The following is a 17,152-nucleotide window of genomic DNA, read 5'->3' on the forward strand; positions in this document are numbered from 1 at the left end:
ATTTCCGTGGGGACACATGACGCTGCGCGTTTCGCGCGCCGGCTGCAGCGGGGGGCGGTGGTCGCCCTCGCAGGCGTCACTCTGCTCGCCGGCTGCAGCGCAGTAGCGGCGGCCGAACGGCCCGCCGCCGCACCGACGCAGGCGACGGTGTCGCCCACGCCGATCGACCCGGACGCTCCCGCGCCCGTGCCGTCCGAGGAAGCGGACGCGCCCACGAAGGCGCCGACGGTCGACGTCGAGAAGGGCGCGATCGACGAACCGATCGCGCTGTCCACGGGTCTGGTCATCGAGCTCGACTCGGTGTCGGCGACCTCCGTCGAGGCGAAGACACCCGGCGAGGTGTCCGGGCCCGCCGTCGTCGTGCGGCTGACCGCCCGCAACGACTCGCGGGAGGCCGCCGACCTCGACTCCGCCGTCGTCACGCTCACGGCAGCGGACGGCGAGTACGGCATCGGCACGACCGCGGGGCCCAACACGCCCCTGGCCGGTGACCTCGAACCGGGCGACTCCGCATCCGGTTCCTATGTCTTCATGCTCGACCCCGCGGCCGATCGCGCCGTCACCGTGAGCGTCAACTATTCGGCGGGCGAGCCCATCGCCGAATTCTCGGGAAAGACGGACTGAACATGACCACTGCAACGACTCGCAAGCCGTCGCTGCTCGCCCGCGCCGTCAGCGTCCTGGCGGCGACGGCGCTCATCGGCGCCGGTGTGCTGGCAGTGTCGCCGGCCGCTCACGCCGCAGAGCCGCTCTCGCCCGATCCCGCTCCGCTGCTCCAGCGCGACGCCGACGTCGCGACCGCCGACGCGCTCCCGACGGTGCAGATCGACGACGGGTACGTCTGGGCGCAGACCATGATCGGCAACACCGTCTACGCTGCCGGCTCGTTCACCAATGCCCGCGCCCCCCTCGCCGCGCCGGGCACGAGCCTCACGCCGCGGTCGAACATCCTCGCCTACGACATCTCTACGGGGAACCTGAAGTCCTTCGCCCCGCAGGTCAACGGCGTCATCAAGGCCATCGCCGCATCGCCCGACGGCAGCCGGATCTACATCGGCGGATCCTTCAACTCGGTCAACGGCACGACGCGGTTCAACTTCGCCGCGCTCGACGCGACGACGGGAGCCCTCGTACCGGGCTTCTCCCCGTCGGTGGGCGGCACCGGTGTGTACGCCATCGCGACGACCGGGAGCGCCGTCTACGTCGGCGGCCGCTTCACGCAGGGCAACGGCGTCGCGCGCGGCAACCTCGCCGCTTTCAGCACGAGCAACGGAGCCCTGCTGTCCTGGGCCCCCACCACCGACCTGCAGGTCGACGCGATGGTGATGGAGCCGGGCAACCAGAAGGTGATCATCGGCGGTCGCTTCTACACGGTCAACGGCGTCGGCGGTGAACAGCGCGGCATCGGCGCACTCGACCCCGCGACGGGCGCGACCGTACCCTGGGCGGTGACCTCCGTCATCAAGAACGGCTGGGCCGAGGGAGGCAACGCCGGTCGCAGCGGCATCTTCGCACTCGCGACGGATGCCGGTGGCGTCTACGGCACGGGCTGGACCTACGCCGACGTCGCGACCGGCAACATCGAGGGCACGTTCGCCGTCAATGCGGGAGCGGGAGACCTCCGCTGGCTCGCGGACTGCCACGGCGACCACTACGGTGTCTGGTCGACCGGCAAGATCGTCTACTCGACGAGCCACACCCACCAGTGCGACACCGTCAACCTCTGGCCGGAGCAGCCCAAGCGTCAGTACCGGTACATCGAGGCCTACACGGCCGATGCGCGCGGGACGCTGCCCCGGACCCCCAGCGAGAGCTCCATCTATAAGAACTGGGCGGGGACGCCGTCGCCGTCGGCCTACGCCTGGTACCCCGACTTCACGGTCGGCAACACCTCCGGGCTCGGACAGGCCGGTCTGTCGATCACCGGAACCGGGGACTACATCTCGGTCGCCGGCGAGTTCGGCAGCGTGAACAATCAGCGGTATCAGGGCATCGTCCGCTTCTCGACCAAGCCGTCGACGGGTGCGAAGCAGGGTCCGCGCATCGCCACGGCCAGCTGGGCGCCGAGCGCCCGCTCGATCACCGCGGGTGAGGCCCGCGTGCAGATCCAGGCGAACTGGGATCGCGACGACATGAACCTCACGTACGAGCTCCGTCGCAGCGGCCGGTCCACGCCCGTCGCGACGACGACCGTCGCCTCGACCTGGTGGCAGCGCCCGGGCATCGTGATGAAGGACACCGACGTCGTCGCAGGGCAGACGTACACCTATACGGTCATCGCCCGCGATGGAAACGGGAACGCGGTCCAGAGCTCCGCCGCGACGGTCACGATCAGCTCCACGTCCGCCTCGGCGTACGCGAGTGCGGTCATCGATGACAGCGCGACCCATTACTGGCCGCTGGGGGAGGACTCCGGCACCGCCGCGTTCGACTGGGCGGGCAGCGAAGACCTCACGGTGAACGGTGCGACGCGCGGCGTAGCGGGGCAGAACCAGGCGACGACGACGAAGGCGACGCAGTTCGCCGGTGTCGACGGCTCCTTCGCCTCGACCGCGACGTCTGAGGTCGGCCCGAACACGTTCTCGGTGGAGGCCTGGTTCAAGACGACCAGCACCTCCGGGGGAAAGATCGTCGGTTTCGGCAACAACGCCGGCGGCACGTCCGGCAGCTACGACCGGCACATCTATCTGAGCAACGACGGTCGACTGACGTTCGGCGTCTATCCCGGCAGCGTCCAGACGCTCGAGAGCGGGCCGGGCTACAACGACGGCGCCTGGCACCAGGTGGTCGCGAGCCTCTCTCCCGCCGGCATGCGGTTCTACGTCGACGGCGCCCTCGTGGGCGGCCGATCGGACATCACGTCGGGTGAGGGCTACAACGGCTATTGGAAGGTCGGCGGCGACAACACCGGCGGCTGGCCCAACAGCGGCAGCAGCAGCTACCTCTCCGGGACGATCGCAGACGTCGCGGTGTACCCGTCGGCCCTGAGCCTCGACGCCGTCGCCCGGCACTACGCTGCGAGCGGCCGCGGGACGGCGCCCGCCGCCGCACCGTCCGACACGTACGGCAAGTCCGTCTACGCGCTGAACCCCTCGGTGTACTGGCGTCTCGATGAGACGACCGGCGCCGCTGCCGCGGACTCGAGCGGTGCGGGCTACATCTACCCGGGAACCTACTTCGGTGGGGTGACCAAGGGGGCTCCGAGCGCTCTGGCCACCGGTGCGGGCACCTCGATCGCCCTGAGCCCGAATGGCCAGACCGGTGTGACGGGTGACAAGCAGGTGTTCAACCCGACGACCTACTCGATGGAGACGTGGTTCAAGACGACCAGCACCAACGGTGGCAAGCTGATCGGCTTCGGCAGCAACCGCGTGGGGGAGAGCGGAAACTACGACCGGCACGTCTACATGAGTGGTGACGGCGCGCTGCGCTTCGGGGTCTGGAACGGCTGGGCCGGCATCATCCAGAGCGGTCCGGGATTCAACGACGGGAAGTGGCACCATGTCGTCGCCACGCAGTCGTCGGCCGGCATGCGTCTGTACCTCGATGGCCAGCTCGTCGACCAGAACGACATCACGACGGCGCAGAACTACAGCGGCTACTGGCGCATCGGCGGCGACTCCGGCTGGGAAGGCGCGACCTACTGGACCGGCTCGCTCGACGAGGCCGCCGTGTACCCGACGGCGTTGACGCAGGCTCAGGTATCGGACCACTTCATCATCGGCTCCGGCCAGCAGCCGCCGAACGCGGCTCCGCGGGACCTCGCCTTCACCGCCGACGCGAACGGCCTGACCGCCGCATTCACCGGCGCGGCCACCGACCCCGACGGCGACCCGCTGACCTACGCGTGGAGCTTCGGCGACGACGCCACAGCAGCGGGGGCGACGGTCTCGCACCGCTTCGCGGCAGCCGGCACGTACGCCGTCACGCTGACGGTGACCGACGGTCGCGGCGGCTCGACGCAGCACACGGAGAACGTGACGGTGACCCACGCGGCACCCGTGGCGGCGTTCACGTCCGAGGCGGACGAGCTGACTGTGACGACGGATGCCTCGGGCTCCTCGGCCTCGGACGGCGCGACCCTGGCCTACGACTGGAACTGGGGCGACGGCTCCGCGCACACGACCGGTGCGGCGGCGACGCACGAGTACGACGAGGACGGCGACTACACGGTCACCCTGACGGTGACCGACAGCCTCGGCGCGACGGACTCCGTGCAGCGCACGGTCACGGTCGCCGCGACCCCCGCTCCCGCCTATGCCGCATCGGATGCCTTCGGGCGGACGGTCGCGTCCGGATGGGGCACCGCCGACGTCGGCGGTGGATGGACCTTCGCGAGCAGCTCGACCTCGGGTGCCTCCGTGCAGGACGGCAAGGGCCAGCTGACGGTCGCCGCCGGGCAGACGCGGACCCTCGCCCTCGGCTCCTCCGTGCGCGATTCGGAGAACCGCGTGGACTACACACTGACGAACGGTCCCTCCGCAGGCGCCGGCTACGTCGGACTGGGGGCACGGCGCAACGGGTCGAACTTCTACAACGTGCGCGTCTGGCACCGTGACACGGGAGCGGTCTGGCTCGTCGCCCAGCGCGGCACCACGGTCATCACCTCGAAGGCCGTGAGCGGACTCACCTGGGGAGCTGGCGACGCGTTCTCGCTCCGGGTCGACGTGACGGGCACGAACCCGACGGCCATCAAGGCCAAGGTGTGGAAGCAAGGGGCCGCCGAGCCGTCCTCGTGGCAGCTTGAGACGACGGATTCCACGGCCGAGCTGCAGACCTCCGGTGGGCCGATCCTGCACTATGCGATGGCCGGCTCCGCCACCTCGCCGGGCACGGTCCGCTTCGACAACCTCACGGTGCGCGACAGCCAGGCGGCCCCCGCCCCCAACCAGGCGCCGGTCGCGAGCTTCACCTCGTCAGCATCCGGTCTCACCGCGTCGGTGAACGGCTCAGGGTCGACGGATGCAGACGGGTCGATCGCGTCGTACTCCTGGAACTGGGGGGACGGTTCGCCCGCATCGTCGGGAGCAACGGCATCCCACACCTACGCGTCGGCCGGCGACAAGCAGGTCACCTTGACGGTGACGGATGACGACGGAGCCACGCACTCCGTCACGAAGACCGTGACCGTCACGGCTCCTGCACCCAATCAGGCGCCGGTGGCGAGCTTCACGTCCTCGACGTCGAACCTCACCGCGTCGGTGAACGGTACGGGATCGACGGATGCGGACGGATCCATCGCGTCGTATTCGTGGAAGTGGGGCGACTCGTCGCAGGACTCGACAGGCGCGACGGCTTCGCACACCTATGCGGCGGCGGGCGACTACGAGGTGACCCTGACGGTCACCGACGACAAGGGTGCGACGCACTCGGTGAAGAAGACCGTCACGGTCACTGCACCGGCACCGGCCGATGTCCTCGCCCGCGATGCCTTCGAGCGCACCGCGACGGGAGGCTGGGGCACGGCCGACGTCGGGGGTGCCTGGACGATCAGCGGTGGCGCGGCGTCCGCGGCGAGCGTGAGCGGCGGGACGGGCAAGTTCGCGCTGAGCGCCGGGGGCACGCGTACCGCGCTGCTCTCGCAGACGCCGCTGCGCAACTTCACCGCATCCACCGACTTCACGATCGACGTCGCCTCATCGACCGGGTCGGGTTATGTCGGCATCGTTCCGCGCAATGCAGGGAGCAGCTACTACGTCGTGAACGCCTGGCTGCGGACGGACGGCAAGGTGTACCTCGTGGCGCAGCGCGGCTCGACCGTTCTGCAGACGTTCAGCGCGACGGGTCTCACGTACGCCGCCGGCGACAGCTTCTCGCTGAAGGTCGAGTCCGCCGGGGCGAACGGCACGACTGAGCTGCGGGCGAAGCTGTGGAAGAAGGGTGCCACCGAGCCGTCGGCATGGCAGCTCGTGGCCACGGACACGACAAGCGACCTCCAGGCGGCTGCGTCGGTCGGGCTCCGCGCCAACCGCGCATCGTCGTCGACGAGTGCCATGACGGTGTCCTTCGACGACTTCCGGGTCGTGCCGATCGGATGACCACGATGTCGGCCCGCCGGCATGCAACGGAGCATCCGGCGGGCCGATCCGCGCTGAGGGGAGGTGAATGCGGATGCCGAACGGTCTCATGATGATGGCTGTGGTGACCGCGCTCGTCGCAGCGGGGATCGCGGCGATGTTCCTCGTGCGGGCGCCCCGCGCCAGCCTCGCCGTCTGGGTGCTCGCAGCCTTCTTCCTGCCGATCTGGGTCGGCCTGAACGTCGGCTTCTACATGTCCGGCATCACGCTCCTGACCCTCGGTTTGGTGGTCCTCCACGGCGGCCGCTTCCGCCTCGCAGCACCGGACGCGTTCATGCTGCTGTTCGTCGGCCTGGTCGTGCTGCTGTTCGCGGCGAGGCAGGTCGAGCTGTCGTACCTCGTATCCGGCGTTCTCGAACTGGTCCTCCCGTACTTCTGGGGACGGATCATCTACGAACGCGTCGGGTCGCGGCCGATCACGGGCTGGATCGCGGGGGCGGCCGTCGCGGTCGGGGTCCTGGCCGTCATCGAGTTCCTCACCGGCTCGAACCTCTTCATCGGCATCCCGGGGTATGGACCGCTCCAGGCGACCTGGGGCACGCTGCAGCCGCGCGCCGGATTCCTCCGGGCCGAGGGGGCGTTCGGCCACTCCATCGCGCTGGGCGGCGCGCTCGCGATGTCGGCCGCCTTCGTGATCGCCGCCCGCACGACGACATGGATGAAGGCCGTCGGCCTGACCGTCGTCGGCGTGGCCGTGGTCTTCACTTTCAGCCGGATCGGCATCATCACCTTCGTCCTGACGGTCGTGCTCTCCATCCTCGTGCTGCGCGGTGTCGGAGCGTCGATCCGCTGGCTCACCGCCGGGCTGCTGGGCGTCGGGCTCTTCATCCTGGTGCCGTTCCTCGACACGGTGTTCCTCGACGCGGGCAGCGAAGCAGGCGGCAGCGCGGACTACCGCGGCAGTCTGACGGTCCTGCTCAGCCAGGTCCAGCCGATCGGCGGCGCCACGGGCTGGGGGGACCTGGTCGTCGGCGACGACTACCTCGGCAACTTCACGGCCTCGACCGACAACGCGTTCATCTCACTGCTGCTGCGGTACGGATACATCCCGACCGCGGCGCTGTTCGCCGTGTACGTGGGCGCCGTCGTCGTCGCCGTCACGTCCAAGCGCATGTCTCCGGCGTCGGTGGCGATCCTCGCCCAGTTGCCCGGACTGTTCGCTGTCGCGTTCATCACGCAGTACGGCATCCTGCTCTGGTTCATCGTCGGCGTCGCGGTCTCGAGCGCGCTGAGACCGGAGCGGGAAAGCACCGCATCGTCCCGGTTCGCGGAGCATCCGCGCCCGGAAGTCGTGATCATCGACGGTGCCGGAGTCGGCACGTCATCAAGGGGGAGATGAGTTGTCAGGACGTCGAGAAGGAACATCCAGACGGTCCGCGCTGTCGACGCTGAAGGAGTCGGTGGCGGCGTGGCGCCGCGTCGGCCCGTTCTTCACGCGGTCCCGCAGCAAGATCGTCCTCATCGCGGTGGCCTCGGTCGCGGCCGGCCTCTTCGAGGCAGCGCTCCTCACGCTCATCGCTGCGCTCGCCCTGGCGCTCGCCGAGAGCCGCGACGTCCGGGTAGATCTCATCGGGCTCGAGATCACCCTGAACCTGCCCCTCGCCCTGACGCTCGGCATCCTGCTGGCCCTTCTCCGCGGGGCCCTGCAACTCTGGGTCGCGTATCTCCCCGCCGTGATGAGCGGGCAGGCGATGGTGGATCTGCGCACCCGTCTCTTCGACGCCTTCGTCGGTGCCGCCTGGCCGTCCAAGGCGGCTGAACGAGACGGTGGGTTCCAGTCGGTGATGCTGAACCAGGTCCGCGCGACGTCCGAGACCATCATCCTCATCGCAGGGGTCATCTCGGCAGGCCTCATGTTCCTGAGTCTGCTCGCGTCCGCGGTCGCGATGAGCCCGCCCGCCGCGGCCGTCATCACGGCGGTGTCGCTGGCGCTGTTCGCGGTGCTCCGCCCGCTTTCGCGCTCGCTGCGGCGGGCCTCCACCGTCCTGAGCTCCGAGAACATCGAGTACGCCAAGACCACCCAGGAAGTCGCGGCCCTCGCCGAGGAGACCGAGGTCTTCGGTGCGACGCCCGCCTACCGGGAACGGTTCTATGCGCAGCTGCGTGCTGTGCAGCATCCCTTCCAGAAGGTGCGGTACCTCTCCGGTGCCGTGCCCGCCCTCTATCAGAGCGTCGCGCTGCTCGTCCTCGTCATCGCGCTCGGCGTCGTAGCGCTCCTCGGGGCCGGCAACATCGCTACACTCGGCGCGGTCGTCCTCATCCTGATCCGAGCCGTCACGTACGGCCAGCGCGTGCAGGGCGCGATCACCTCCGTCGACGAGAAGCTGCCGTTCGTCCATCACCTCGCCGACGCGATCGAACGGTACGAGTCGCAGCCCCAGCGCCCCGGCCACGAGAATGCCGACCACATCGGCGATCTCACCATGAGCGGCGTCGGCTTCGGTTACGACCGAGGTGTGGACGTGCTCCGCGACATCTCCTTCTCGGTGAAGATGGGCGAGATCGTCGGCATCGTCGGCCCGTCGGGAGCAGGCAAGTCCACACTCGTGCAGCTGTTGCTGAGGCTGCGGGAGCCCACCGCGGGTGTCTATTCCGTGAACGGAATGCCCGCCGCGGCCATCGACCGGGACGACTGGCGCCGGATGGTGACCTACGTCCCGCAGTCCCCGCAGCTGTTCTACGGAACGGTGCGCGAGAACATCCGCTTCTTCCGCGACGACATCGACGACGCCGCCGTCGAGGAGGCCGCGCGCCGCGCGCACATCCACGAGGACATCCTGCGGCTGCCCGATGGGTACGACACGATCGTCGGCGCCCGCGCCTCACTGGTGTCCGGCGGGCAGCGGCAGCGCATCTGCCTCGCTCGCGCGCTCGCCGCGCGTCCTGCCGTCATGATCCTCGACGAGCCGACCAGTGCCCTCGACGTCAAGTCGGAGGAGTCGGTCCAAGCAACGCTCCACGAGCTCGCCGGTGACGCCATCGTCTTCCTCGTCGCGCACCGGCTGTCGACGCTCGCGATCTGCGACCGCGTGATGGTGGTCGCCGACGGCACGATCGCCGGCTTCGACACGGCGGAGAACCTGCGTCACGACAACCACTACTTCCAGGAGGTCAGCGAGATCTCCGGGCGAACGGCCTCCCTCGGCGGCCCTCGTCGATCGGCCCTGGGCTGACACCGTGGATGTCCTCTCCGTCTCGACCGGCAGGAATCGGGTGCGCGCCGTCCGTCGCAACCTGGCGCCCGGGCTGTGGGTCAAAGCAGGTCCGCTGATGTGGCGCCGCGTCGGGTCCGGCCCGGTGCCGGGCCACGCCTCGTCTACGAAGGGGGTCGCCTCGACCCGCGACCCGGGCTCGCCTCTCACGCGACTCGGCGACCTGCGCCACGCATTCGTCGTCCTCGGTCGTGGGGGAACGGCGGATGCCGCGATCGCGGCCCATGACGGAGGGACGGTCCTGTTCGACACGTCATCGCACCACGTCATCCGCCGGTACGGCACGGGGCCCGTGACCGAGGACTACGTCCGGATGCGCACCGCGTTCACGTCGCACGTCGGCGCTCCCGCCTTCGCCGTCGGCGGGGACGGTGAGTTCGTGGTCGAGGAGTTGGTCACGGGTGAACATCTCCTCGACGTCCACCCCCGCGTGCGCATCGCCGCTGTGCAACAGCTCATCGGCGAGTACGCACACCTGACAGCGGAGGCCGGCGCCGGGGGAGCCGGTCTACGGCAGGTGCTGGCACCTGTCGCACACGACCTCGCCGAGACCTCGCCGTTCCGGGAGGGATGGGATGTCGGCCACGTGTGCGATGCAGGCGGCCTCGGTGACCCGATGATCTGGGTGCCGAGCGCATACGAGGCGACGACGAAGAACTTGATGATCGCGCGCGGGGGGCGGCCGGTGCCGATCGATTTGGGAGATCTGCAGCTGCAGCCGTTCTTCGCCTACCCGATCGGCCTCTTGATCTCTGCAGGTGCGGATGTCCTCGAGGCCTATCGGGACGGTGAGTTCGACCCCGCGCTGACGGCGCTGTGGGCGGCCGCCGGACAGGAGTGGTCGGGGGGTGCCCGGCAGAGGGATGCTGTGCTCGTCGCACGCGCGGCTTTCGGGGCGGCGCGCGATCATGGCGCAGGCGTTCCCGGCGGCGTCCGCGCCCTCCTCGCCGGCCGGCTCGCATCGATCGAACCCTGGCTGACCATCACACGAACGGGAGGATTCGTATGACCGACGGCGTTCTCTTCATCTGCCACGCGAACGTCTGCCGCTCGCGGCTGATGGAGCACGAGTTCCGGACTGCTGAGCGTGCCTCCGGTGCGGAACGGTGGCGCGCGTCGAGTGCGGGGGTCGCAGCGGTCGCAGGTCACCCGGTGTGCGACGAGGTCCAGGGTCTCGTGACGGCGACCGGCGAGGACGAGCTCGTGTCGCTCTCCGACCACGGGGCCGTGCTGCTCGACCGCGACCTGCTGCAGGATGCGGGCCTCGTGCTCACCGCGACGCGCGCCGAGCGCGCGGATGTGGCCCTGCTCATCCCTGCGATGCGGTCCCGCACGTTCACGCTGCGCGAGGCCGTCACGCTCGCTCAGATCGAGCCGGCGACGGCCGCGGGGCGGAGCGAGGATGCCTCGGGCCTCCTTGCCGCCTTCGCGGGATTCCTGGATCAGCATCGCGGCAGTGTCCGTGCGGACAACCGAACCCGGAGCGGGTGGCTGCGCCCGCGTGATCGCTCCCACGACGTCGACATCCCGGATGCACATCACCGCCGGCTCAAGGACCACCATCGGGTCCTGCAGACCGTGCAGGAGCAGACGATCGCGCTCCACACGCTCTTGCGTGCCTTCGCGGATCGCTCGGGGCGACGCGCAGCGCGCGGCCTGTGACACCCGGCTCGGCGGTCAGGCCTGTGTCGGCGTGGTTCCGAGCGCGGAGACCTCGTCGGCGGATGCTCGCACGCGGGTGACCGGACCGTAGTAGTCGCCGGCCCGCTTGTCGTGGCGAGCACGGTTGAGGATGCTGCCGAGGACCCGGGCCCCCGCCCCTTCGAGGAGCTTGATCGACTTCGCCGCATTGGGTCGGCGGGTCTTCGTCGCGTCGACGACGAAGAGGACGCCGTCGACCGACGGGGCCAGAAGGCTCGCGTCGGCGACGTTGAGGATGGGCGGGGCGTCGACCACCACGAAGTCGTACCTCTCCGCCGACTGCTCGAGGAGTTCGGCCATCGCCCGTGAGGCGAGGATCTCCGCCGGGTTGGGCGGGGTACCCCCCGAGGGGAGCACATCGAGCGTCGACGACCGGAACGGATATCGCGCCGTGTCGAAGTCGTGCATCTTCAGCAGGACGGACGTGAGGCCCACCGCGTCGTCGATCCCGAAGAACACGTGCACCTGCGGACGCCGCAGGTCTGCGTCGATCAGCAGGACGCGGTGGTTGAGGTCTGCCAGCGTCAGCGCGAGGTTGACGGCGACGGTCGACTTGCCTTCACCCGGGGAGCCGGACGTGACGAGCAGGGTGGATGTCCGCGAGCCCACGTTCGCGTAGGTGAGGGCGGAGCGCAGTCGCCGGAACTCCTCCGCCGATCGGCCCATGGGTTCCTGCGCGACGCCGGCGGCCCGGTGCGCCAGCAACGGTGCGCGGGTGATGACCCCGAGCACGGGAGTGCCGCTGACCCGCGCCAGGATCTCCTCGTTCCGCACGCGGGTGTCGGCGGCGCTGAAGATCAGGGCGGCGGCGATTCCGAGGATGCCCCCCAGCAGCAACCCGAGGAGAGCGTCCCGGGGCTTGTTGGGGGACGACTGGGATGCCGGTACCACGGCGTTGTCGATCGTCTCCGCCGTGATGGTCGGAGCGCCTTCCGCGCCCTTCGGTGAGATCTCGAGCACCACGTCGGCGAGCTCGGTGGCGACGGCGTTGGCGAGCGCCGCCGCCCGATCGGCGTTCGTCGAGGTGGAGGTGATGCGGAGGATGACGGTGTCCTGCGGGATCGCGACATCGATCGAGCGGGCGAGCTCACGGGGCGTCGTGGCGATGCCGAGTTCGTCGATGACCGGCTCGAGGACCCGCGAAGTCGTGGCCAGCTGTGCGATCGAGAGCATCTGGTTCTGGGTGTATGCCGACCCCTGGTTCAGATCCGATGCGCTCGCCCCCTGATTGAGCGCGAAGTAGAGCGATGCCGTCGACTGGAATCGCGGTGTCTCGAGCGCGGACAATCCGTATGCGACGGCTCCCCCGAGCACGGCGCAGAGCGCGACCCCCCACCAGAACTTCCGCAGCGCACTCAACAGCCAATGCCCCGACCAAGGCGCTGTTTCCGCCATGGGTCCCCCTCCCCAAGAGTCCCTACATTCTACGGGGGTGAGGGAGCTCACCGACAGGTCTCACAGATTCTCAGCGGGCTGCGGAGAGTACTCGGTCCTCCCCTCCGACCGCATGAGGGATTTCTCATCCGAAACAGGCGGTGAAAATGGCTCTGATACCGTCGACGACACTTTCCCCCCGTTCGCGACACATTTCCGTCGTCGCCCATTCCGTCGGTCCCCCCCCACGGCGAATCGAGACCCCGCATGCTTTCGCTCCCCCTGTCCAGACGTGCTGTCGCCGTCCCGCTCGCTCTCGTGTTCATCCTGATCGTCGGGATGCTGGTGGGGGCCGGAGCCCCCGCATCCGCTGCTCCCGCGGTGTACGCGCGCGACGCGATGTCGCGCTCGGTGACGTCGGGGTGGGGCAAGGCCGAGCGCGGAGGCGGGTGGAGCAATCTCTCTGGTACCAAGGCCTCCGTGAGCGGAGGGAAGGCGTGGGTGGCCAGCCCCCGGCCGGGACGCACGTCACGACTCACGCTCCCGATCGCCGCCCGCGACGTCGACTCGCGGTTCACGGTGACCGTGCCGACCCTCCCCACGAGCGGGAGCGGGCTGTACCTCTCACACGGCGTCCGGGCCACCTCGAAGGGCGCTTACCTCGTCGGCGTGCGCGTCATGACCGGTGGTGAGATCGACCTGACACTCGAGAAGCGCTCCGGCGCCGCAGTGACCACGCTCGAGCGCGTGAGGCTGAAGGACCGCGTCCGCGCCGGTGCCACACTGAAGGTGCGGCTGCAGGCGACGGGATCCAGCAAGGTCGCGCTCACCGGCAAGGTCTGGGCGGCGGGAGCGGCCGAGTCCACCGCCCGCACGATCACGCATACGGACTCCTCGCCCGCGCGCATCGCCGGATCGGGTGCGGCCGAATTCTCCCTCTACACCTCGGCGCTCACGAAGGCGCTGCGTGTCGGTATCGACGACCTGACGGTGTCGGCAGCCGTGGCGGCGCCTGCGCCGAAGCCGACACCGAAGCCGACGCCGAAGCCCAGTGAGCCCACGTCGCCGCCTCCCGCAGGGGGGCAGGTCGCGGGCGCCCGCGCCGCCTCGGGAGCTGCGGAGCCGGGAACGCGAGACTTCCCCGTGCCGTCGAACGCGGTCATCGTCTCGCCGAGCGGCAGCGATTCCGCCGCCGGCACTGCGGCGTCGCCCCTGCGCACGATCACCGCGGCACTCAAGAAGGTCTCGAACGGCGGGACCATCGCCCTCCGCGGCGGGACCTACCACGAGAGCGTGATCATCCCGCCGCAGAAGCGGGTCACTCTTCAGCCCTATCGAGCCGAGGCCGTATGGATGGACGGCGCGGAGACGATCACGGGATGGCGGAAGTCGGGAAACGTCTGGATCCGCCCCGGGTGGACGCAGTCCCTCGACGCGAGCCCGACGTTCAAGCGCGGTGAGCCGGACGGGACGGAGGACGGCTGGCGTTTCGTCGACCCCGCCTACCCGATGGCTGCTCACCCGGACCAGATCTGGGTCGATGGACGGCAGCTGACGCAGGTCGCATCGCGATCGCAGGTCTCGAACGGCCGCTTCTTCGTCGACGAGAAGGCTGATGAGCTCGTCGTCGGCTCGGATCTCACGGGCAAGAAGGCGAAGGTGAGCACCCTCATCAGTGCTCTGTCGGTGCGCTCGGCGGGATCGCTCGTTCAGGGCATCGGCGTCCGACGCTATGCGACGAGCGTTCCGTCGATGGGGACGGTCACCATCGCCGCGGACAACGTGACGCTGTCGAACGTCACTGTCCGCGACAACTCGACGACCGGTCTCTACACCTGGTCGAAGAACACGACCCTCTCGGACGTGTCGGTCATCGGCAACGGTCTCCTCGGGGCAGGTGCGTCGCAGGCGGACGGCCTCGAGGTACGTCGGATGCTCTCGACGGGAAACAACCGGGAGCGCTTCAACCGCGCACCGGTGTCGGGCGCACTCAAGATCCACAGCTCCTCCGACGTCGTCGTCGAGGACAGCGTGTTCGCCGACAACTTCGGTCAGGGCCCGTGGTTCGACGAGTCGAACTACGGCGTCGTCTTCAGCGGGAACGACAGTCTGCGCAACACGGGCAATGGCGTCGTGTTCGAGCTGTCGGAGCGAGCGGTCTTCGCCGATAACCTCGTCGCGGACAACGCGCTGCACGGGATCCTGATCGCGAATGCAGGGGATGCGGCGATCTGGAACAACACCCTCGTGGGCAACGAGCGCAATATCGCGGTCACGCAGAACAAACGGCGCTCCACGAACGCTCTGATCCCCTGGATGAGTGACGGTGTCGTCATCGCGAACAACGTCGTGGCAGAGCCTCGGGGCGAATGTCTCGTGTGCGTTGACGACTTCTCGCGAGCCCTGGTGGGCGGCCAGATGGTGACCCGTGCCGAGGGCAACCTCTACCACCGCGCATCGCCCACGGCGCCGAGGTGGTTCGCGATCTACTCGCGTGGCGCTGCCGGATCGTCCGAGGGCTTCACGACCCTCGCTGACTTCAGGGCTGCCGCGGGGCGGGAGAAGCGATCGGTGCTTCTCGAGCAGGCCGCATCGCCCGTTCGCGAGGACTTCTCTCTGCGATCCGCCCAAGCCTCCCGGCAGACGGCGATCGCCGTGCCGGTGCCTGCTCAGATCGCTGCGGTCTCGGACCTGGGCTCCGGGGAGGTGAGCCTCGGCGCACGCTTCCCGTGACCGAGGGCGCGACGCAGCCTCTCCACTCCGCGGGTCCAGACGATCGCGGGAAGGTACCGCCGCCGGAAGCGACGGATGAATCGGCCGGCTGACGCGGCATCCGGGAACAGACCGAAGGCCGACCACGCCTCGGCGATGCGATCGCGGGCGGCCGGGTCCGCGGCTGCGAGCACCTGGCGGTGGACGGCGAACACAGCGGCGTCCTCGCGGCGATGCTCCGCGATCGCCGCGCGAACCCCGTCGACGGATGCCGCCTTCGGCCACACCGTGGGCGACGGGACCGACCGGTTGTTGCGCAGGGCGGCGAGGCCGGGACCCCGCGTCTCCACCCACCCCGCGTAGAGGAAGAACTCGAGCAGCTTCCGGCGCTCGAACTCGTCCGCGAACGCCAGCCCCGACCGACGCTCGATGTCGTCCATCAGGGCGCGGACGGTGTCGGTGTCGAAGACGAACGGCGTCGCCGTCGGAGGGAAGGCGCCCAGTGCGTGTTCGGCCAGGGATGCGCCGGCGCCGAGATAGGTGAGGGTCCAGACGAGCGAACCGCGCAGGGGATGCGAGGTGTACGGGTGGGAGCGGCCGAACGCACGTCCAGCCGTGTCGACGAACTCGGATGCGCTCGCGGCTCGCGTGAAGTGGTTCTTCGCGTCGAGGACGACGTAGTGCGTCGTCTGCACCCGGCGGGCGATCGCGAGCTTCGCGGCCTGCTGACTGCGCCATCCCCCGGTCGCGCCGGGGTCGATGAGCTCGCTGGTCCGCACGAATCGTACGCGGCTCTGCAGCGCGCCGTACTCCCGCAGCAGACGTCGACGCGACCTTCCGCTCAGGCCGAGGACGCAGTTGTCCAGGATGACGATGTCCTCGACGCTCGCGGGGTCGAGGTAGCGGGACATCGAGCGAGCCTGAAGTTCGAGAAGCGGGACCTCGGCCTCGAAGACGACCGTCACGAAGGTGAGCGGAGACATCATCGGACGGCCTCGACGAGGTGCTGGACGTCGGCGAGGAGCTGCTGCCCCCGGCGCTGCGCCTTCCGGGCACGCTCGGCGAGCTGCGGATCGTCCACTGCGGCGAGGATGCGCCCGGCAGCGTCGTCGCCCGCGCCCGCATCGACCACATGGGGCCACCCCAGCTCGTCCATGAGGGGAGCGAACTTGCGCGAGTACGCCATCGCGATCGCCGGCGTGCCTGTCGACAGCGCGTTGAGGCAGGCGTGCATGCGCGCACCGATGACGACGGATGCCCCGGCGATGACGGCTCGGGCGTGCTCCAAATCGCGGGGCACGACGAGGCCCACGCGGCCCTCGTATCTCTCGTGCAGCTCCCGTGCGACGGGGACGTCGTTGTCCGGGTCGGGGGAGTCGAGGACGTGGGGGAACAGCGTGATGGACCGACCCCGGTCGAGCAACCCGTCGATCACCGACTCGATCTGACGTCGGTAGACCTCGGGGTCGCCGTGCCGTGCGGAGCGCCAGAGCAGCCCCGACACATTCAGCAGCACGTCGTGACCCGGCTCGGGGACGGGCTGATCGATGCCGAACACGAGATCCGTCGTGGTGAGGTCGACGGGGCGACCGAGTCTCGCCGAGGCGGCGGCGCTGAGCGGATCGCGGGCGAGAACGAGTCGAGACCGGGTCACGTCGCGTCGCGCCAGTATCCGGGATCGGCGGGATCCGAACGGTCCGATGGTCTGCGGGGCGAGGATCGTCGGCACGTGTCGACGCGCTGCGAACTCATGGATCATCGACATCGTCATGTGACGCGGAAGACCGTAGATGTCCGAGAAGCTGTCGCCCGAGCGCGTGTCCCAGTAGAGGTCGAACCCGTCGATCCAGTCGCGCATGCCGCGGCGACCGGTCACCCACTCGCGCACGAGACCGCGCGGCGACCACGTGACGGGCTCCGGCTTCGAGCCGTAGTTCATGTACGTGAACTCGGCGTTCGGCCAGATGCGTCGGAGCAGGTCCTGCGACCCGCGTCCGAGGGCGCGTACACCGAGGTTCGGAGAGGTCTCATCCGTCCAGGCGAGGAGGATGCGCATGCGGTGTCCTTTCCGGCCGT

10 protein-coding genes are annotated in these 17,152 nt (G+C 69.4%); 7 read left to right on the plus strand and 3 right to left on the minus strand.

Annotation, left to right across the window (positions count from 1 at the left end; genetic code table 11):
• Positions 1-6: 6 nt before the first annotated feature.
• From M3190_RS01960 to M3190_RS01985, 6 genes are all read left to right on the plus strand, one after another.
• Complete coding sequence (locus M3190_RS01960; protein WP_251577788.1) at positions 7-624, plus strand: hypothetical protein; 618 nt, start codon at positions 7-9, stop codon at positions 622-624.
• A gap of 2 nt (positions 625-626) precedes the next feature.
• Positions 627-6,038, plus strand: coding sequence for a PKD domain-containing protein (locus M3190_RS01965; RefSeq protein WP_251577790.1), 5,412 nt, complete (start codon positions 627-629; stop codon positions 6,036-6,038).
• 67 nt (positions 6,039-6,105) lie between these two features.
• On the plus strand, positions 6,106-7,416 hold the full coding sequence (locus M3190_RS01970; RefSeq protein ID WP_251577792.1) for a hypothetical protein: 1,311 nt from the start codon (positions 6,106-6,108) through the stop codon (positions 7,414-7,416).
• 61 nt (positions 7,417-7,477) lie between these two features.
• Entirely contained in the window at positions 7,478-9,250 is a 1,773-nt protein-coding gene (locus M3190_RS01975; protein WP_251577794.1) for an ABC transporter ATP-binding protein, read from the plus strand.
• Positions 9,251-9,254: 4 nt separating this feature from the next.
• On the plus strand, positions 9,255-10,298 hold the full coding sequence (locus M3190_RS01980; protein WP_251577795.1) for a hypothetical protein: 1,044 nt from the start codon (positions 9,255-9,257) through the stop codon (positions 10,296-10,298).
• Positions 10,295-10,951, plus strand: coding sequence for an arsenate reductase/protein-tyrosine-phosphatase family protein (locus M3190_RS01985; RefSeq protein WP_251577797.1), 657 nt, complete (start codon positions 10,295-10,297; stop codon positions 10,949-10,951). Before M3190_RS01980 ends, M3190_RS01985 begins: the two co-directional genes overlap by 4 nt.
• A 15-nt stretch (positions 10,952-10,966) precedes the next feature.
• Here the strand turns inward: M3190_RS01985 and M3190_RS01990 are convergent, their stop codons facing one another.
• Positions 10,967-12,349 (minus strand): polysaccharide biosynthesis tyrosine autokinase, encoded by a 1,383-nt coding sequence (locus M3190_RS01990; RefSeq protein WP_251577799.1) that lies wholly within the window; start codon positions 12,347-12,349, stop codon positions 10,967-10,969.
• A 282-nt stretch (positions 12,350-12,631) separates the two neighbouring features.
• On the opposite strand from M3190_RS01990, the gene M3190_RS01995 reads away from it, so the two are divergent.
• A complete protein-coding gene (locus M3190_RS01995) occupies positions 12,632-15,097 on the plus strand; it encodes a right-handed parallel beta-helix repeat-containing protein (RefSeq protein WP_251577801.1) in 2,466 nt (821 codons plus the stop codon).
• Here the strand turns inward: M3190_RS01995 and M3190_RS02000 are convergent.
• Positions 15,034-16,062: a DUF6492 family protein gene (locus M3190_RS02000; RefSeq protein ID WP_251577804.1), complete on the minus strand. Its 1,029-nt coding sequence runs from the start codon at positions 16,060-16,062 to the stop codon at positions 15,034-15,036. The two genes, M3190_RS01995 and M3190_RS02000, sit on opposite strands and share 64 nt — an antisense overlap.
• Positions 16,059-17,132, minus strand: a complete 1,074-nt coding sequence (locus M3190_RS02005; protein ID WP_251577806.1) for a polysaccharide pyruvyl transferase family protein — start codon at positions 17,130-17,132, stop codon at positions 16,059-16,061. Before M3190_RS02005 ends, M3190_RS02000 begins: the two co-directional genes overlap by 4 nt.
• Positions 17,133-17,152: the final 20 nt, after the last annotated feature.

This window comes from Microbacterium oleivorans (assembly GCF_023715745.1).
Classification (GTDB): Bacteria; Actinomycetota; Actinomycetes; order Actinomycetales; family Microbacteriaceae; genus Microbacterium; species Microbacterium oleivorans_D.

Excerpts from the sequence above, each read along its gene's own strand:
- M3190_RS01965 (WP_251577790.1), top strand. The coding sequence starts at position 627 with ATGACCACTGCAACGACTCGCAAGCCGTCGCTGCTCGCCCGCGCCGTC.
- M3190_RS01970 (WP_251577792.1), top strand. The coding sequence starts at position 6,106 with ATGCGGATGCCGAACGGTCTCATGATGATGGCTGTGGTGACCGCGCTC.
- M3190_RS01985 (WP_251577797.1), top strand. The coding sequence starts at position 10,295 with ATGACCGACGGCGTTCTCTTCATCTGCCACGCGAACGTCTGCCGCTCG.
- M3190_RS01995 (WP_251577801.1), top strand. The coding sequence starts at position 12,632 with ATGCTTTCGCTCCCCCTGTCCAGACGTGCTGTCGCCGTCCCGCTCGCT.
- M3190_RS02000 (WP_251577804.1), bottom strand. The coding sequence starts at position 16,062 with ATGATGTCTCCGCTCACCTTCGTGACGGTCGTCTTCGAGGCCGAGGTC.
- M3190_RS02005 (WP_251577806.1), bottom strand. The coding sequence starts at position 17,132 with ATGCGCATCCTCCTCGCCTGGACGGATGAGACCTCTCCGAACCTCGGT.